Genomic DNA, 17245 nt, shown 5'->3' with positions numbered 1-17245 from the left:
TCGGCATGGCGGTGCTGATGCCAGGGGCCCGGGATCTGGAGGCGTACTGGCTCAACCTGCGGGACGGAGTGGACGCGATCGGAGAGGTGCCGCAGGGGCGTTGGGACGCCGGGTACTACCGCCCCGGCACCGCGTCCGAACCGGCCGTCGCCGACCAGGTGTACTGCCGCAGGGGCGGGTTCGTGGACGCACTGGCCGAGGTGGAGGTGACCCGGTTCGGGATCATGCCGAACTCGGTGGCCGGCACCGAGCCCGACCAGCTCATCGCGCTGCACGTGGCCGCCGCGGCCCTCGCGGACGCGGGCGGCCCGGACCGGCTTCCGGACCGGCGGCGCGTCGGTGTCGTTCTCGGCCGGGGCGGCTATCTCACCCCGGGCCTGGTCCGGCTCGACCAACGGGTGCGCACGGCCGGGCAACTGGTGCGCACCCTGGGCGAGTTGTTACCGGAATTGACGAGCAGTCAACTCAACCGTGTACGAACGGCGTTCACCGACCGGCTCGGCCCCGACAGCCCCGAGTCGGCGATCGGCCTGGTGCCCAACCTGGCCGCCTCCCGGGTGGCCAACCGGCTCGACCTGCGCGGCCCCGCCTACACCGTGGACGCGGCCTGCGCCTCGTCGCTGGTCGCGGTCGACCAGGCCGTGGGCGAACTCTCCTCGGAGCGCTGCGACCTGATGCTCGCCGGGGGCGTCCACCACTGCCACGACATCACCCTGTGGAGCGTCTTCTCCCAACTGCGCGCCCTCTCCCCCAGCGAGCGCATCCGCCCCTTCCACCGGGACGCCGACGGCCTCCTCGTCGGCGAGGGCACCGGGGTCGTCGTACTGAAGCGGCTGGCCGACGCCCGGCGCGACGGCGACCGGATCTACGCGGTGATCCGGGGCACCGGGGTGGCGAGCGACGGCCGGGCCGCCGGCCTGGTCAGCCCCGATCCCGGCGGCCAGGCGAGTGCCGTGCGGCAGGCATGGCTCGCCGCCGGACTCGACCCGGCCGCGCCCGGCTCGGTCGGCCTGCTGGAGGCACACGGCACCGCGACCCCGGCAGGCGACGCGGCCGAACTGGCCACGCTCGGCGCGGTGTTCGGTCCGGCCGGGGGATCCGGCGGAGACCGCGCGGTGATCGGCTCGGTGAAGTCGATGATCGGGCACACCATGCCCGCCGCCGGGGTGGCCGGACTGGTCAAGGCCGCCCTCGCGGTGCACCACGCGACGCTGCTGCCGACCCTGCACTGCGACGACCCGCATCCGGCGCTGGCCGCGACCCGCTTCCGTACGCTGGACAAGGCCGTCCCCTGGGAGGTCTCGCCCGACAACCCGGTGCGCCGGGCCGGCGTGAACGCCTTCGGTTTCGGCGGGATCAACGCGCACGTGGTGCTGGAGGAGGCACCGGCGCCCGTCACGACGGCGCCCGCCCCGGCAGCCGGACGCCCGGCCGTGCGGGTCGCCGAGCCCGAGCGGGTCCTGCTGCTCGCCGCGGACGGTCCGGAACGGCTCGCCGCCCTGCTGGACACCGACGACGCCGCGGTACGCGCCACCGGACTCGACCCCGCGCTGCCCCATCCTGCCGCGGGCCGGGCCCGGCTCGGCATCGTCGACCCGACCGCGAAGCGGCTGGCCCTGGCCCGCCGGGCGGTCGGCCGGGGCCGCGCCTGGCACGGCCGGGGCGACGTCTGGTTCCGGCCCGGTCCTCTGCTCGGTCCCGGGCACGGCAAGCTCGTCTTCGTCTTCCCCGGTCTGGAGAGCGAGTTCTCCGCGCGCGTCGACGACGTGGCCGCGCACTTCGGCCTGCCCCGGGCGGCGCCCGAGGGCGACCCCGTCGGTGACGTGGGCCGGCACGGCCTCGGCGTGGTGGCCGTCGGCCGCCTTCTCGACGCGGCGCTGCGTCGCCTGGGTGTCATGCCGGACGCGGTCGCCGGGCACAGCGTCGGGGAGTGGACCGCGATGACGGCGGCCGGGCTGTACTCCGGGGACGAGGTCGACGCCTTCATGGCGGGCTTCGATCCGGACACGGTGACGGTGCCGGGTCTCGCGTTCGGTGCCGTCGGCGCGCCCGCGGAGCGCGTACTGGCCGCCCTGGAGCAGGAGTTCACGGGTGCCGGCCTGGTGCTCTCCCACGACAACGCGCCGGGCCAGTCGATGGTGTGCGGGCCGGACGGCGCGGTCGAGGACTTCGTCCGGTCGTTCCGGGCCCGCGGTGTGCTAGGCCAGGTGCTGCCGTTCCGGTCCGGCTTCCACACGCCGATGCTGGCGCCCTACCTCGGGCCGATCAGACAGGCGGCCAAGCGGTTCCGGCTGCATCCGGCGACCGTCCCGGTGTGGTCGGGGACGACCGCGGCGCCGTTCCCCGAACGGGAGGCGGAGGTACGGGATCTGTTCGTCCGGCACCTGCTGGAACCCGTGCGCTTCCGGCAGTTGACCGAGGCCCTGTACGCGGCGGGGCACCGGGCCTTCGTCCAGGTGGGCCCCGGGCAGCTCGGGTCGCTCGTGGGCGACACCCTCGGCGACCGCGACCATCTGACCGTGGCCGCCAACTCCCCCCACCGCTCCGGCCTCGCCCAGTTGCGCCGGGTGGCGGCCGCGCTGTGGACGGCGGGGGCGGCCGTCGCCCCGGCCCTGCCCACCGGGCCCCGTACGGACACCGCTTCAGAAGCCGGATCCGCCGACGGCGCCGCGCTGTCGGCGCGGCGGGCCCCCGTGCGACTCGACCTGGACGGTGCGCTGATCTCGCTCGACGGCCCGGAACTGGCTGACCTTCGCGCCGAGTTGAGCGCGGCCGTCCCCGCCCCGGGCGCCGCCACCACGTACGCGCCGGGTGGGCTGGGTGGGCTCACCGACCGGTTCCCCGGCGCCGCCGAACTGGACGCTCTGCTGCGGGACACCGCGGACACGGCGGCAGCCCTCATCACGGCGCGGCCCGCCCGCCGGCCGACCGCCACACCCCCTCCCCCCGTCCCCGTCCCCACCTCTCTCCCCGTGCCCGCGCCCGTGCCCGTGCCCGGCTCCGTCCCTGTCTCCGTGCCGGCTTCCAGACCCGTCGCCGCGACGCGGACGGCGGTCGGCGACGGGGCGACGGGCACCCTCGTACGAACCTCGGTCGTCCGCGTCTCTCCGGAGACCATGCCGTACCTGCTCGACCACTGCTTCTTCCCCCAGCGGGCCGGCTGGCCGGACGTGGCCGACCGCTGGCCGGTCGTCCCGGCGACCACGATCGTGCACCACCTGATGGACGCGGCCCGGCGGGCGGCGCCGGGCAAGGTGCCGGTGGCGGTGCACGGCGCCCGGTTCGAGGAGTGGCTGACGGCCACCCCCGCCGTCGACGTACAGGTAACGGCGGAGCCCGTGGCACCGGACCGCCTGGCCGTGTCCTTCGGTCCCCGGGCCCGCGCCACCGTCGAACTCGCCACCGGCTACCCGGCCCCGCCGCCCGCCCGCTGGCGGATCGACCCCGCGAGCGAACGCGCGCCCCTGCACACCGCGGCGCAACTGTACGGCGAGCGCTGGATGTTCCACGGCCCGGCGTTCCAGGGAGTCACCGAACTCACCGCTCTCGGCGAGCGGCACATCCGCGGGATCATCACCGCCCCGGCGGCGCCCGGTGCCCTGCTGGACAACGTCGGCCAGATCCTCGGCTACTGGATCATGGCGACCCGCTCCGAGCGGACGGTCGTGTTCCCGGTCGGAATGCGGGAGATGCGCTTCCACGGCCCGCACCCTGCCCCGGGGACGGAGGTGGCGTGTCTGGTGCGGATCACCTCGCTCACCGACACCGTGCTGGAGGCCGACGTACAGCTCTCGGTGGCGGGCGCGGTGTGGGCGGAGTTGCGCGGCTGGCAGGACCGCCGGTTCGACAACGATCCGCACACCCGGCCGGTGGAGCGCTTCCCCGAGCGCAACACCCTGTCCGAGGCCCGTCCGGGCGGCTGGTCACTTGTCCACGAACGGTGGCCGGATCTGGCGTCGCGCGAGCTGATCATGCGCAACTCGCTGGGCGGACAAGAGCGTTCGGAGTACGCCAGGCACGCGCCGCGCGGCCGGCGGCAGTGGTTGCTGGGCCGGATCGCGGTCAAGGACGCCGTACGGCAATGGCTGTGGGACCACGGCGAGGGCCCGGTGTTTCCCGCGGAGTTGCGGGTGAGCAACGACGGCATGGGCCGCCCGTACGTCACCGGGGTGCACGGCCGGGAACTGCCCGCGCTGGACGTCTCTCTCGCCCACCGCGCCGAGGCGGCCGTGGCGATCGTACGTCCGCACACGCCCGCTCCCGGTCCCGGCATCGACATCGAGGAGGTCACGGCCCGCGACCCGCAGGCGATGGCGACGGTGCTCGGCGCCGACGAACTGCGGCTGCTGCGCACGCTGTGCGCCACCGCCACCGCCACCAGCACCGGCACCGGCACCGGCACCGGCACCGGCACCGAGGCCCTGTGGTTCACCCGGTTCTGGGCCGCCAAGGAGGCGGTCGCCAAGGCGGAGGGCACCGGCTTCGGCGGCCGGCCGCGCGACTTCGCCGTGCTGGAGGCGGCACCGGCCGGGGACGAATTGATCGTCTCGGGGCACCTGGAACGCGCCTACGCGGTGCGGTGCGCGCCCGCCGCGAATCCGCCCGGCCCGACCGAACGGGCCTATGTCGTGGCCTGGACCACGGGACCGATCGGACCGACGGGACACCCCCACGAGGAGGAGTACACCCCATGAAAGCCACCCCCCACCCCGCGGACGCCATGCCCCACCCCGCAGACGCCACCCCCCACCCCGCGGACGCCATCCCCCGCCCCGCCGACGCGGACCTGGTCCTCGCCGACATCGCCGGACTGCTCGCCCGGCTCCTGGAGGACGAGTACGGCCTCGACGACGTCGAGATCGGCATGGCGACCACGTTCAACCGCGATCTGGAGCTGGAGAGCATCGACCTGGTGACGCTGTCGGGCCTGCTGGAGGAGCGGTACGGCGGGCGGGTCAACTTCGCCGAGTTCCTGGCCGGGATGGAGTTCGACGAGATCATCGGGCTCACCGTGGGGCAGCTCGTCGCCTACGTCGTGACCAGCCTGAAGGCGGCGGAGGCGAGCTGACGCATGGCGATGGTCGACACCGGTGGACTCCGGTTGCACGTACAGCGGATCGGCCCCCGGGACGGCCGGGCGGTCACCGCGACCGCGGTACTGGTCCACGGCCTGCTCACCGACAGCCTGGCCAGCTACTACTTCACCGTGGCGCCCGCCTTCGCGGCGGCCGGCCTCGATGTCGTCATGTACGACCTGCGGGGCCACGGCCGCAGCGAACGCCCGCCCGACGGCTACACCCTGGACCACAACATCGACGACCTCCGGGCGCTGCTCGACCGGCTGGCGGTGACCGGACCGGTGCACCTGGTCGGCAACTCCTACGGCGGCACGATCGCCTTCGGCTTCGCGGCTCGCCACCCGGAGCGTGTGGCCAGCGTGTCCCTGATCGAGTCCGAACCGGCCACCGCCGCCTGGGCGTCGAAGCTCGGCGGCATCCTCGACCGGGTGGTGGCGCAACTGGCGCACAACGAGCCCGAAGCCCTCGCGTGGATCACGGCGAACCGTGGCCACAACACGGCCCGGCTGGCCCGGGGCGCGGCCCGGCTCGCCCGGGACACCACCCTCGGACAGGACATCCCGGCCAGCGGCGTCCTGACGGATGATCAGATAGCGGCGATGCGTCGTCCCGTGCTCGGTGTGTACGGGGGTGACTCCGACCTCGCCGAACTGGCGCCCTGGTTGGAGTCGTTGCTGCCGGACTGCCGGACGGCGGTGATCCCGGGGCGCGAGCACTCGGTTCTGGTGGAGGCGGCCGGGACCGTGGGCGGTCACATCCTGGAGCTGATCCAGGGGACTTCGGCGGCCCGGAGCGTGGGGGCCGAGGCCCGGTGAGCGGATTCCTGTTCGTGGTACCGCCGTTGGTCGGGCACATCAACCCGGCCGTCGGGGTCGCCGACCTGCTGCTCGCGCGCGGGCACCGGGTGGCGTGGGCCTGCGCCGACCCCGGTCTCGTGGGACGCCTCGCGGGTGACCGGGCCCCGGTGTTCCCGTGCGCCGGGCCGGTACCGGGGGTGGGCGAGGCGCGGCGGCCCCCCGACCTGCGGGGGCCGGAGGCGCTGAAGTTCCTGTGGGAGTGGTATCTGCTGCCGCTCGCCGAGGCCATGGCGCCGGGGGTGCGGGCGGCGGTCGAGACGTTCCGTCCGGACGTGGTCGTCGCCGACCAACAGGCGTTCTCGGGTGGGCTGGTCGCCGAGCGGGCGGGGCTGCCGTGGGCCACCTCGGCGACCACCTCGGCCGAGTTCGCCGACCCGCTGGCCGGGCTGCCGAGGGTCACCGAATGGCTGGCGGAGCGTCTGGCGGGCCTGCGCCGGTCAATCGGGGATCCGGCGGGCGACACCGATCCGCGGTTCTCGCCGCATCTGGTGCTGGCGTTCAGCACGGTGGAGCTGGCCGGTCCGCCGGCCACCGCGCGGGGCGGCCCGATCCACTGGGTCGGCCCCTCGATCACGGCCAGACCGGCCGAGCCAGGCTTCCCCTGGGACTGGCTCGACCCCGGCCGGGCCACGGTGCTGGTGACGCTCGGCACCGCGAATACCGACGCCGGCGGGCGCTTCCTCGCCGTCTGCCGAGAGGCCCTGCGCGCACGGGCCGACCGGATGCAGGCGGTCGTCGTCGACCCGGGGAACACCCTGGGCGCGGACGTCGCCTCGTCACGGGGCGGCATCCCGTCCCCGAACGGCACCGGTCCGTACGGCGCTCAGCCCTCGCCCGGCCACGACAAGGACCTGCTGGTCCTGCCCTCCGTACCCCAACTCGCCCTCCTCGAACGGGTCGACGCCGTGGTCTGCCATGCCGGTCACAACACCGTGTGCGAGGCGCTGTGGCACGGGGTTCCGCTCGTGGTGGCACCCATCCGCGACGACCAGCCGGTGGTGGCCGGGCAGGTGGTGGACGCGGGGGCGGGCGTCCGGGTCAGGTTCGGCCGGGTGACCGCCGCCCGGCTGGGCGCCGCGCTCGACGCCGTACTGCACGAACCCGGGCACCGCGCCGCCGCCGAGCGGATCGGTAGGGCGTTCCGCGCCGCCGGCGGTGCACCGGCGGCGGCGGACAGCCTCGAACAACTCGCCTGGGAGTACCGATGAGTGAACAGACGGACCGACCGACCGGCCAAGCCCCCGAGCAGCCGCCCGGGCGGGACGCCGGGGAGCCGACCGGGCGGGACGCCGGGGAGCCGACCGGGCAGCCGGCCAGGCAGGACGCCAGGGAACCGGCAGGACACGACGTCGGCGAACCGGCCGGGCAGGACGCCGAGCAGCCGGTCAGGGCGCCCAGCCGTGCCGAGCGGGTGGCCGGGCTGCGCCCCCGCTACCTGGCCGATCTGGCCGAGGGCACGGGCCGCTTCCTCGAGCCGCCGCGCACCACCTGCCCCTGGTGCGGTTCGGGTCGGCTGACCACCCGTCTGCGCACCACCGACCTGCTCCAGCACAAGCCGGGCCGGTTCGTCCTCGACCGGTGCGACGCCTGCGGGCACGTCTTCCAGAACCCCCGGCTGAGCGAGGCCGGGCTGGAGTTCTACTACCGCGACTTCTACGACGGGCTCGGCGAGAAGAGACTCGGCGACACCTTCGGCGGCCGCACCGGGATGTACCGCGACCGCGCCGAGTCGATACTGCCGTACGACTCCGTCCCGAAGACCTGGCTCGACGTCGGCACCGGGCACGGCCACTTCTGCGCGACCGCCCGCGCGGTGTTGCCCGGCACGGCGTTCGACGGTCTCGACTTCACGGAGGGCGTCGAACTCGCCGCCCGGGAGGGCCGGGTGGAGCACGGCTACCGCGGCGCCTTCCCCGACCTGGCACCGGAACTCGCCGCCCGCTACGACGTGGTGAGCATGTTCCACTACCTGGAGCACAGCACCGACCCCGACCGTGAACTGAGGGCGGCCTGGCAGGCGGTGCGGCCCGGCGGCCATCTGCTCATCGAGGTCCCGGACCCCGAGAGCCGCTACGCCCGGCTGCTGGGCCGCTGGTGGCTGCCCTGGCTCCAGCCGCAGCACCTGCACTTCGTGCCGGTCGCCAACCTGCGCCACCGGCTGGCGGAGCTGGGGTTCACGGTGGTGGCGCAGCAGCATGCCGAGCCGCACGACCCGGTGGACCTGCTCGCGGCCGTCTGGCTGGCGCTGGACCACGCCGCTCCGCGCGAGGACGCGCCCTGGCTGCCGAGGCCGCCGGGCGCGCTGCGCCGGGCCGGGCGTACGGCCCTGCTCGTCGCGGGGATCCCGGCCCTGGTCCTTGGCACGCTGCTGGACCGGTTCGCGGTCCGCCCGCTCGCACACCGGCTCGGCGTGTCCAACGCCTACCGCCTGGTGGCCCGCCGGAACTGACCCGTGCACGACCAGACGTGTGCGGACGGGGGGCCGGTCATCACGCGCCCGGAAACCGACGTGGACCGCCGGCTCGGCGGCCTCGGAGGAGAACCGGGGGTAGAGCTGGACGAGGTCGGGGAGCACGCGACTTGACGCCGTCTCGCTCCAAGGGGCTCGGTTGAGCGAGACGGCTCCGCCCCTGGCCTTGAACAGCATCAGGGGCAGAGGGCGAGCCACTCCCCGGGGGGCACGTGAAGCACACGATCGAAGGGTGGCTCGAGAAAGGGAACACGGGCCCGCGATCAGCCCACCACCCTCACCCGAACCGCCCACGAGAAGGGAAAACGTCAAAGAACTGCCGGAGTGCTAGGCGGGTACGCGCTGCGGGACAGTGTGCACTTCCGCCTGCCACTGCTGGTTGCGGACCAGGTCCTGGTACTGCGGGCAGCGTGCGAGCAGTTCCGGGTGCGTCCCGGCATCCAGAGCGCGGCCGGACTCCATGACGAGTACGTGGTCGGCGTGCTGGACGGTGGAGAGCCGGTGGGCGACAACCACCACGGCTCGGTCCTCGGCGAGTCGGGTGACCAGGTCGCGCAGCCGATGCTCGTTGATGCTGTCCAGTTGCGAGGTCGGTTCGTCCAGCAGCACCACGTCGGCGTCGGTGAGGAGGGCGCGGGCCAGGGCGAGGCGCTGGCGCTGGCCGCCGGAGAAGTCGGTGGCGCGTCCAAGGACGGTGTCGAGGCCGTTCGGGAGCCGCAGGACCTCGTCGCGCAGGGCCACGGCGTCGAGGGCGTCCAGCAGGGCGTCGTCGCCGAGGAGGGTGTCGCTGCCGAGCAGCAGGTTCTCGCGGACGGTGCCTTCAAGCAGGGTGAAGGTCTGGTCGGCGTAGGCCACCCTGCGTCGCAGGTCGTTCAGCGGCCAACCGTCCACGTCGTGACCCAGGACGCGGATCGAGCCCCGGTCGGGGTGCATGAAGCGCTCGACCAGGGTCAGGGCAGTGGACTTGCCGGCGCCCGAGTGCCCGACGAGTGCGGTGAGGCCGCGTCGGGGGGCGGAAAAGGTCAAGTCTTCCAGGACGGGTTCGCCGTCGTAGGCGAAGGTCACGCCGACGAACTCGACGCCGGGGGCGTCCTGAACGGGGACCGGGCTGGTGGTGGCCGTGCCGGCGGACTCCTGTGGCAGGGAGACCAGGTCGTCGAAGCGTGAGCGTGCGGCAAGGCCGGCCTGGAGTTGGCCGATGCTGGAGGCGACGACGGCGACCGGGGCGACGAGTTGGAGGAGCTCCCGCCGACGAGGCTCCCGGGCTGCGGAGGGCCGCGCGGATCCTGGACGGACTGGCGGAGCGGGGCGGGGAGCCGCGGGTGCGGTGGGCCCGGGGGATCCTGGAGCGCGGCGGCGTGGACCCCGTCACCCACGAGGTGGCGGCGATAAGGGCCTTGCGCCAGGAACTGCCGGGGCTGAGCCTGCTGGCCGCCACCGAGCTGGCGAGGGAAGCGAAGCTCGCCCAGCAGGCGTGAGGTCCGCCTGTCGTGGATGACGTGTACTCAGGGCCGGTGTTCACCTGGGCACTTGCGCCGGAGCCCCGCCGGGATCCGTTCCGGCGGGGCTCTCGTGCGCCTGGACACGCCAAGACGGAAATTACTTGCCATACTAGAAAGTAGATGCCAGTCTGGCATGAGTAAGCGCACCCCGTCGTACGGAAGCCGGAGAACCCATGAACACCTCAGGATCGATGGGGCCCAGCGCCGAGTCCGCCGCCGCGGCGCTGCGCACCGCGCGGGCCGCCGAGAACGCGGCACGGCAGTCGGCGCGGTCGGTGCCGGCCTGGTATCCCGCCACCCACGGCCTGCTGCTCGCCGCGGCCATGAGCGGCTTCGGCCTGGCGCCGGTGTGGCCCCGGTGGCAGGGCTGGATCCTCGCGGCCGCACTGCTCTGCGCGGGCACGTTCCTCGTGGTGACCTGGAGGGTGCAGCGCGCCTCCGGAGTCGCACCGTGGTTCGCCCGGCGCGAGCGCGGGACCGTGTGGCACGCGTGGGTCCTGCCCGTGATCCCCTTTGCCGCGGGTCTGGCGGGGGCCCTCCTCTTCGGTGGCGCCGGAGCGTTCACCGGATTCGGCGTGGCGGCCGGCGCGTCGTCCTGGACGCAGGTCGGCCTCGCGCGTGTTGGTGCCCGGGAGGCGTCGTGACCGACGCGGGTCCGCCCGGCCTGGACAAGGAGATCCACCACCCCACCCGGCTGACGGTGGCCGCGTTCCTCTCTGGTTGCGCCGAGGCCGAGTTCAGCACGGTGCGGGACTACTGCGGGGTAACCGATTCCGTACTGAGCAAGACGGTCGCCGCGCTGGAGAAGGCCGGCTATGTGAGCGTCCGCAAGGGCTACTTCGGCAAGCGGCCTCGCACCTGGGTTGCTCTCACCCTGAGCGGCCGAAAGGCGCTCGCCGCGCACCTGGCCGCCTTGGAGGCGCTGGCCGGAGCCGCCCGCCGCGCCGGAGCCGAGGTGCTGGGCGCCGGTGATGCCGACGGGGAGCGGACATAGAAATGCCGCTGGGCACCTGAAGGGGCACAGGCGTCCAACGGTCGGAGCACTGCCTGCGAGCAGGCAGGTGGTTCAGCAGCCCCACTGGTGGACGAACGGCGAGGTGGCGTCGCCCAGTCCGGGCAGGCCCCGGGCGGACGCGGCGATGTCGGCGGCCGCGTGCCAGGCGTCGGAGCCGAGATACACCACCAGCGCGTCACGGCGCGGGAAGTGCTTCAGCGACGAGGTGACCTTGGCCCGGTAACGCAGCCGCAGTGCCTCCAGGCGGGACAACACCGTGCCCCATGCCTCGGGTGCCGCCTCGGCGTGGGTCAGGTGGAAATACAGGCGCAGCATCGGAGAGCCGCCGACGCGTCCGCGCGAGCCGTCGGTCAGGAAGAACCCGGTCGGCAGGGAAGGGCGCGGCGCCGGGATGCGCAGGGTGACCTGCGCGGATGCGGCGTCCGGCCGGTGGTCGGTGATGCTGTCGCGCGGGACCTGGACGCGCAGGCCGTCGAGTTTGACGATCACGGTGTCCGGCAGGGAGCCGTCGCCGAGCACGGTGGCCGGGACGAGGCTGGTGCGGTGCGGCATCGCGGCGAAGAGCTGCTGGTCGAACGCGTCGTCGCGCAGGCTGCGCTGCCGGGCGGTGTCGTCCTGGTCCTCCATCCCGGCGTGGAGGTCCTGGTACTTGGCAGCCGAACCCGGACCCACCTCGTGAAGCGGTGACGGCCTCGGCAGCGGACGCCGGGCGGCCGGGTGCGAGATCGCCCGAACGCGGCGGCGTGCGCTACGGGTGATGGTGCGGGTGATCGGTATCGTCGCGGCGGACGGCACCTTTCGGCACACCTCGCCCGGCGCGCGGCGGCCCGAGCGGAGGAGGACGCCATGACCGATGCCCGGAACGGGGCCGCGGCGGACGACGGACCGGAATCGCGGGGGCCAGGGGGACATGGCCCGAGCGCGCACGACACGGTACGTCTCGCGGTGGTGGTCGGCGCTCTCGGGGTGGTCTTCGGCGACATCGGGACCAGCCCGATCTACACCCTCCAGACCGTGTTCAGCCCGAGTGACCCGCATCCGGTCCCCGTCACCACGGACAACGTGTACGGCGTGGTCTCGCTCGTGTTCTGGTCGGTGATGACCATCGTGACGGTCACCTACGTGCTGCTGGCCATGCGCGCCGACAACGACGGCGAGGGCGGCATCATGGCGCTGATCACGCTCGTACGGCGGTGGGGCTCGCAGCGCGGCCGGCGGACCACGGCCGCCCTGGCCGCGCTCGGCGTCTTCGGCGCCTCCCTGTTCTTCGGCGACAGCATGATCACTCCGGCGATCTCGGTACTGTCCGCGGTCGAGGGGCTCAAGGTCGTCCAGCCGTCGCTGGAGAGCGCGGTCGTGCCGATCACCGCGGTCATCATCGTCCTGCTGTTCCTGGTGCAGCGCAGGGGGACCGCGGCCGTGGGCCGGGTGTTCGGGCCGGTCATGATCATCTGGTTCGTGGTCATCGGCGCCTGCGGCGTGGACGGCATCATCGACCACCCGGCGATCCTCAGGGCACTGTCACCCACGTACGCCCTGGGTTTCCTGTTCGGCCACTTCGGCACCGCCTTCTTCGCCCTCGCCGCGGTCGTGCTCTCGGTCACCGGCGCGGAAGCCCTCTACGCGGACATGGGGCACTTCGGCCGCCGCGCCATCACCCGCGGCTGGATGTTCCTCGTCCTTCCCGCGTGCGTGCTCAGCTACTTCGGCCAGGGCGCGCTGATCCTGGCCGATCACCGCAACATCAGCAGCCCCTTCTTCCTGCTGGTGCCCGACTGGGGAAGATGGCCGATGGTCCTGCTGGCCACGGCCGCCACGGTGATCGCCTCGCAGGCCGTGATCACCGGCGCGTACTCGGTCACCTCCCAGGCCGCCCAGCTCGGCTACCTGCCGCGGCTGCGCATCGCGCACACCTCCGAATCCACGATCGGCCAGATCTACGTCCCCTGGATCAACTGGCTGCTGATGGTCTCGGTCCTCACCCTGGTCTTCGCCTTCCGCAGTTCCACGGCTCTGGCCTTCGCGTTCGGCATGGCGGTCACCGGCACCATCACCATCACCACGCTTCTGTTCTTCTACGTCGCACGGGCCAAGTGGGGCACGCCTGTCTGGCTCATCGCGATCGGCGCGAGTGTGCTGCTCTTCGTGGACCTGCTCTTCGTGGCGGCGAACCTGACGAAGCTCGTCCACGGCGCCTGGCTGCCGCTCCTGATCGGCCTCACCGTCTTCACCGTCATGACCACCTGGCAGCGCGGACGCGAGATCGTCACCACGGAACGCGTACGGGAGGAGGGCCCGCTGCCCGACTTCGTCGAGCGCCTGCGCAGCGGTGAGCCGCCGACGCTCCGCGTACCCGGGACGGCCGTCTTCCTCAACCGGGGCAAGCAGACGACTCCCCTCGCCATGCGGGCCAACGTCGAGCACAACCATGTGCGCCACGACCAGGTCGTGATCCTGACCATCGAGACCGAGCCGGTGCCGCGCGTACCGGCCGAACGGCGGCTCGTCGTCGACGATCTCGGCTACGCCGACGACGGCATCATCCACGTGACCGCCCGCTTCGGCTACATGGAGACGCCGGACGTGCCCAGCACCCTGGCCATGCTCGACCCGGGCAGGACCGAAGGGCCGCTGGAGCTCGACCGGGCGTCCTACTTCCTGTCGACGATCGAGCTGCGGCGGGGCAAGGCACCGACGATGGCTCCCTGGCGCAAGCGGCTGTTCATCGCCACCTCCCACATCACCGCGGACGCCGCCGAGTACTTCGGTCTCCCCCGGGACCACACGGTCATCATGGGCTCGCAGATCGACGTGTAGCGGCGCGCCGGCCGGGTGGCGGCGCGCCGCTCGTGCGGCATCCGGGCACGAGAGCCCGGACGGGCCGGTCGGCGAGGGAGGATGAACCGGCCCGCCCGGAGATCAGCGGCCGGTCACAGGCCCACGTCGCGGCGGCGGATGTCGTCCAGGGATTCCCTCCGGACGAGGAGGCGGGCCCGTCCGTCGCGTACGGCGACCACGGGCGGGCGGCCGACCAGGTTGTAGCCGGAGGCCATGGACAGGTGGTACGCGCCGGCCACGGGGACGGCGAGGAGGTCGCCGGGGCGTACGTCGGCGGGGAGGTCCGCGTCGGCGGCGAGGATGTCGCCGGCTTCGCAGTGCCGGCCCACCACCGTCACCCGGGCCGGGCCCGCGGTGCTGTGCCGGCCGATCAGGCGGGGGGCGTAGCGGACGCCGTACAGGGCGGGGCGCGGGTTGTCGCTCATGCCGCCGTCGACGGCCACGAACACGTGCTCGCCGGTGTGTTTGACGGACAGGACGCGGTAGACGGCGATGCCCGCCGGTCCGGCGATGGCCCGTCCCGGTTCGATGATCAGGCGGGGGACGGGGAGTCCGGCCGCGGCGCAGGCGTCGGCGAGCTCGGCGCGTACCTTGCGGGCCAGCGCGGTGAGGTCCAGGGCCGGTTCACCGGGGCGGTAGGCGATGCCGTGCCCCCCGCCGAGGTCGAGTTCGGGCAGGACCAGGCCGTGCTGTTCGTGGAGCCGGCTCATGAGGCCGACCAGGCGTCGTACGGCGATCCGGTACGGCGTGACACTGGTGATCTGTGAGCCCAAGTGGCAGTGCAGGCCGGTGAGTTCGAGCTGCGGCTGGTCGAGTATCCGGGCGATGGCGTGCGCCGCGTAGCCGTCGGCGATGGACAGGCCGAACTTCTGGTCGGCGGTGCCGGTGCGGATCTTCTCGTGGCCGCCCGCACGGATGCCGGGGACCACGCGGACCATCACCTTCTGGTGGCCGTCCGGGCCGACGGCGGCGGCCAGCCGGGCGATCTCGGAGGGGCTGTCGATGACGATGCGGCCGACACCCAGCCGCAGGGCGAGGTCCAGGTCGTGGGGGGACTTGGCGTTGCCGTGCAGCACGATCCGCTCGGGCGGGAAGCCGGTGGTGACGGCGAGTTCGAGTTCGCCGGCGGAGCAGACGTCGAGGCCGAAGCCCTCCTCGTCCATCCAGTGGGCCATCGCGCGGCACAGGAACGCCTTGGCCGCGTAGAGGACTTCCGCCTCGGGGAAGGCGTCCCGGTAGGTACGGCAGCGGTCGCGGATCTCGGCCTCGTCCAGGACGTAGACCGGGGAGCCGAAGCGGTCGGCGATCTCGGCGAGCGGTACGCCGCCCACGGCGAGGTCGCCGTGCGGGACTTCAGTGGTGGAGGCGGGCCACACCGACAGGCCGACCGCCGCGGTGGTGGCGGTGCCGGTCGCATGGGCGGCGGCGGTCGCGGCGTCGGCGGCGGTCGCGGCGTCGGCGGCGGTCGCGGTGGCTGGTTCGTGAACCGTGGTCATCGTGGCTCCTCTCAGGCGATCCGCAGCGCGGACATCTCGTGCGCGACCGGCCCGGCGGTTGGGAAGGGGGCCGCCGGCGCGACCGGGGCGGGCGGCGTGACGCGCGCGGGCGCCGGTGCGGTGAACTGCGGATCGACCGTGACGGCGGTGACGCCGAGCGGCGCGGTCAGCGCGCGCAGCGCGGGCTCGGCGAGCCGGATCCACGCCTGGCGGGAGCCGAGGGTGGCGGCCAGCCGGTGCTCGGAGGTGAAGCCGACGGCCGTTCGCCGGCCGAGGGGGGTGCGGAAGAGCCTGGCCGCACACCCGGAGGGACCCGGCCGGACCGGTACGTACAGGGGTCCGGCCGGGAATCGATCGGCGGGCTCGGGGTCCTCGTCGTGAAGGAGTTCTGTCATGGGGTGCCTCCCGAAGGGCAGGGAGTGTGGGATCGGAGCTGTGGGACCCCGGACGCGGGGAGGCGTGCCGGGGTTCGCTGCCGACGTTATGCCCGGACCTCCCGGCCGCCGGGCCGGTCCTGACGGGACGTTGACGAGGAGCCGGACGACTTTGACGGGTCGCTGACACCGCTGGTGGGAGGGCGCCCGGAGGACCGTCAGAAGAACGCCAAGAACGGGCGCGCGGGCTGCCGGAAACACGGACGCGGGGGTGAGATGGAGGCGGTTGTCCCAGGGAATCGCCGGCCGGGAGCCCTTGGCCGGCACATGCAGAAGGTGAAGGCGATGTCCGAGTCCCCCAAGCCCCCAGCCGCTCGCGTCGTCGTCGGAGTGGGCGACTCGCCCGAGTGCCTCACCGTCCTTTGCCGGGCCGCCGAGGAAGCCAGGCTGCGCGGCGCGGAACTCTGGCCGGTGGTCGCCTGGGAGCCTCCGGAGGGGGATCTCACCGCCCGCAGGTTCCCGGCCACGAGGGTCCTGGTCCCGGAGTGGGAGCGGCTCGCCGGGGAAAGGCTCACGGAAGCGCTGCGGGACGCGTTCGGCGGCGCCGGCACCGGACTGCCCGGGCGGGCGCTCGTCGTCCGGGGCGCTCCCGGACCGGCGCTGGTGCGTGTCGCCGACCGGGACGGCGACCTCCTCGTCGTCGGCGCCGGCGGGCGGGGCCTGCTGCGCCGCGCGCTGTGGCCGTCGGTCGGCCGCCACTGCCTCGCCCACGCCGTCTGTCCCGTTGTCGCGGTCCCGCCCTCCCCGCTGCGGGCGGCGCTGACGGCCGCGCACCGCCGCAACACCCTGCGGCTGCGCCTGGACACCGGTGACCTGGAGCGGGAGAGCACGAATCCGAGGTAGGGCCACGGGCCGGCGCCGGTGCCGCCCGCCGCGGAGCCCGCCCCGCGCCCCCGCGCCTTGCCATTGCCATTGCCATTGCCATTGCCATTGCCACTGCCACTGCCACTGCCATTGCCGGACGACGTCGCTACGTGCGTATGGGATCCGTCAGTATCCACGGCGCGGGCATCAGGGGTCCGTCAGCGACGGGCGCCGGACCCGGCGGACCCGCATAACGTCGGCCCCGTGGAGCGAAGTAGAGCGGTCGGCTCGGCCGGTGACCGGAATTGGCGTGCCGGTGCACGGCTCGCGGTGACGTGCGCTCTGCTGTTCTGCGCCATGGCCCTGCTCGTCGACTGGGACGCGGGGAGCCTCACGTCCCCGCGCGCCCTGCTGTGGCTCATGGTGTCGGCGGTGGTGGGTTTCGTCCTGCTGCCGCCCCGGGTGAGCGCCGGGCCCGGCCGGCTGGTGGTCCGCACGCCGTGGCGCCGGCACGTCGTCCACACGGACGCGCTGACGACCGTACGGCAGTACGACGGCGTCTCCTCCCACCTCGTGCTGCGGGACGTCCACGGCCACCGCGCGGAGCTCGACCCCCGCGTTCTCACCGCGAACCCGTTGATCTGGCACGAACTCGACACCGGTGTGCGCCGCTCCGTGGTGGGGGGGGGGGGGCGCCGGGGGGGGGGCGGCCGGCCCCGCCCGGGGGGGGCGGGCGCGGCCGCGGCGGCCC

At 73.7% G+C, this 17245-nt stretch carries 15 protein-coding genes; 11 read left to right on the top strand and 4 right to left on the bottom strand.

Translation table 11 applies throughout. The features are described from left to right. The first annotated feature begins 5 nt into the window (after positions 1-5). The 5 genes from ACFXGX_RS10400 (at position 6) to ACFXGX_RS10380 (ending at position 8384) form a co-directional block, all read left to right on the top strand. The gene (locus ACFXGX_RS10400) at positions 6-4694 is read left to right on the top strand and encodes a beta-ketoacyl synthase N-terminal-like domain-containing protein (RefSeq protein WP_384787865.1); all 4689 of its coding nucleotides are present in this window, start codon (positions 6-8) and stop codon (positions 4692-4694) included. Between the two features lie 26 nt (positions 4695-4720). Then, on the top strand, positions 4721-5068 hold the full coding sequence (locus ACFXGX_RS10395; RefSeq protein ID WP_384787862.1) for an acyl carrier protein: 348 nt from the start codon (positions 4721-4723) through the stop codon (positions 5066-5068). Between the two features lie 3 nt (positions 5069-5071). Further along, a complete protein-coding gene (locus ACFXGX_RS10390; protein ID WP_384787643.1) occupies positions 5072-5893 on the top strand; it encodes an alpha/beta fold hydrolase in 822 nt (273 codons plus the stop codon). Further along, positions 5890-7143 (top strand): glycosyltransferase, encoded by a 1254-nt coding sequence (locus tag ACFXGX_RS10385; protein ID WP_384787640.1) that lies wholly within the window; start codon positions 5890-5892, stop codon positions 7141-7143. The genes ACFXGX_RS10390 and ACFXGX_RS10385 overlap by 4 nt, the downstream gene beginning before the upstream one ends. A 203-nt stretch (positions 7144-7346) precedes the next feature. Beyond that, on the top strand, positions 7347-8384 hold the full coding sequence (locus tag ACFXGX_RS10380) for a class I SAM-dependent methyltransferase (RefSeq protein WP_384787859.1): 1038 nt from the start codon (positions 7347-7349) through the stop codon (positions 8382-8384). A 348-nt stretch (positions 8385-8732) separates the two neighbouring features. On the opposite strand, the gene ACFXGX_RS10375 is transcribed toward ACFXGX_RS10380, so the two are convergent. Then, positions 8733-9470 carry an ATP-binding cassette domain-containing protein gene (locus ACFXGX_RS10375; protein ID WP_384787637.1) on the bottom strand — a complete coding sequence of 246 codons (738 nt, stop codon included), beginning with the start codon at positions 9468-9470 and terminating at the stop codon, positions 8733-8735. A 257-nt stretch (positions 9471-9727) separates the two neighbouring features. On the opposite strand from ACFXGX_RS10375, the gene ACFXGX_RS10370 reads away from it, so the two are divergent. The 3 genes from ACFXGX_RS10370 (at position 9728) to ACFXGX_RS10360 (ending at position 10901) form a co-directional block, all read left to right on the top strand. Continuing rightward, a complete protein-coding gene (locus ACFXGX_RS10370) occupies positions 9728-9883 on the top strand; it encodes a hypothetical protein (protein WP_384787634.1) in 156 nt (51 codons plus the stop codon). Positions 9884-10080: 197 nt separating this feature from the next. Next, on the top strand, positions 10081-10551 hold the full coding sequence (locus ACFXGX_RS10365; RefSeq protein WP_384787631.1) for a hypothetical protein: 471 nt from the start codon (positions 10081-10083) through the stop codon (positions 10549-10551). After that, positions 10548-10901, top strand: a complete 354-nt coding sequence (locus ACFXGX_RS10360; protein ID WP_384787628.1) for a transcriptional regulator — start codon at positions 10548-10550, stop codon at positions 10899-10901. Before ACFXGX_RS10365 ends, ACFXGX_RS10360 begins: the two co-directional genes overlap by 4 nt. Before the next feature lie 72 nt (positions 10902-10973). Here the strand turns inward: ACFXGX_RS10360 and ACFXGX_RS10355 are convergent, their stop codons facing one another. Beyond that, positions 10974-11594: a T3SS effector HopA1 family protein gene (locus ACFXGX_RS10355; RefSeq protein WP_384787625.1), complete on the bottom strand. Its 621-nt coding sequence runs from the start codon at positions 11592-11594 to the stop codon at positions 10974-10976. A 174-nt stretch (positions 11595-11768) separates the two neighbouring features. Here ACFXGX_RS10355 and ACFXGX_RS10350 point away from each other — a divergent pair, with 174 nt between their 5' ends. Continuing rightward, the gene (locus ACFXGX_RS10350) at positions 11769-13739 is read left to right on the top strand and encodes a potassium transporter Kup (protein ID WP_384787622.1); all 1971 of its coding nucleotides are present in this window, start codon (positions 11769-11771) and stop codon (positions 13737-13739) included. A gap of 113 nt (positions 13740-13852) precedes the next feature. On the opposite strand, the gene lysA is transcribed toward ACFXGX_RS10350, so the two are convergent. Together lysA and ACFXGX_RS10340 are read right to left on the bottom strand one after the other, a co-directional pair. After that, positions 13853-15256 carry a diaminopimelate decarboxylase gene (gene lysA / locus ACFXGX_RS10345; protein WP_384787619.1) on the bottom strand — a complete coding sequence of 468 codons (1404 nt, stop codon included), beginning with the start codon at positions 15254-15256 and terminating at the stop codon, positions 13853-13855. An 11-nt stretch (positions 15257-15267) separates the two neighbouring features. Beyond that, a complete protein-coding gene (locus ACFXGX_RS10340; protein WP_384787616.1) occupies positions 15268-15651 on the bottom strand; it encodes an SAV_915 family protein in 384 nt (127 codons plus the stop codon). Between the two features lie 324 nt (positions 15652-15975). Between ACFXGX_RS10340 and ACFXGX_RS10335 the strand changes: the two genes are divergently transcribed. Both ACFXGX_RS10335 and ACFXGX_RS10330 read left to right on the top strand, forming a co-directional pair. After that, a complete protein-coding gene (locus ACFXGX_RS10335) occupies positions 15976-16533 on the top strand; it encodes a universal stress protein (RefSeq protein ID WP_384787613.1) in 558 nt (185 codons plus the stop codon). A 225-nt stretch (positions 16534-16758) separates the two neighbouring features. Beyond that, on the top strand, positions 16759-17245 hold a 487-nt coding region (locus tag ACFXGX_RS10330; protein ID WP_384787611.1), incomplete at its 3' end, for a hypothetical protein.

The sequence above is a fragment of the Streptomyces sp. NPDC059371 genome (assembly GCF_042751995.1).
Classification (GTDB): Bacteria; Actinomycetota; Actinomycetes; order Streptomycetales; family Streptomycetaceae; genus Streptomyces.
The sequence above is the reverse complement of the archived record's forward strand: the minus strand, read 5'-3'. Positions and strand labels throughout refer to the sequence as shown.

Excerpts from the sequence above, each read along its gene's own strand:
- ACFXGX_RS10400 (WP_384787865.1), top strand. The coding sequence starts at position 6 with ATGGCGGTGCTGATGCCAGGGGCCCGGGATCTGGAGGCGTACTGGCTC.
- ACFXGX_RS10395 (WP_384787862.1), top strand. The coding sequence starts at position 4,721 with ATGCCCCACCCCGCAGACGCCACCCCCCACCCCGCGGACGCCATCCCC.
- ACFXGX_RS10390 (WP_384787643.1), top strand. The coding sequence starts at position 5,072 with ATGGCGATGGTCGACACCGGTGGACTCCGGTTGCACGTACAGCGGATC.
- ACFXGX_RS10365 (WP_384787631.1), top strand. The coding sequence starts at position 10,081 with ATGAACACCTCAGGATCGATGGGGCCCAGCGCCGAGTCCGCCGCCGCG.
- ACFXGX_RS10350 (WP_384787622.1), top strand. The coding sequence starts at position 11,769 with ATGACCGATGCCCGGAACGGGGCCGCGGCGGACGACGGACCGGAATCG.
- lysA (WP_384787619.1), bottom strand. The coding sequence starts at position 15,256 with ATGACCACGGTTCACGAACCAGCCACCGCGACCGCCGCCGACGCCGCG.
- ACFXGX_RS10340 (WP_384787616.1), bottom strand. The coding sequence starts at position 15,651 with ATGACAGAACTCCTTCACGACGAGGACCCCGAGCCCGCCGATCGATTC.
- ACFXGX_RS10335 (WP_384787613.1), top strand. The coding sequence starts at position 15,976 with ATGTCCGAGTCCCCCAAGCCCCCAGCCGCTCGCGTCGTCGTCGGAGTG.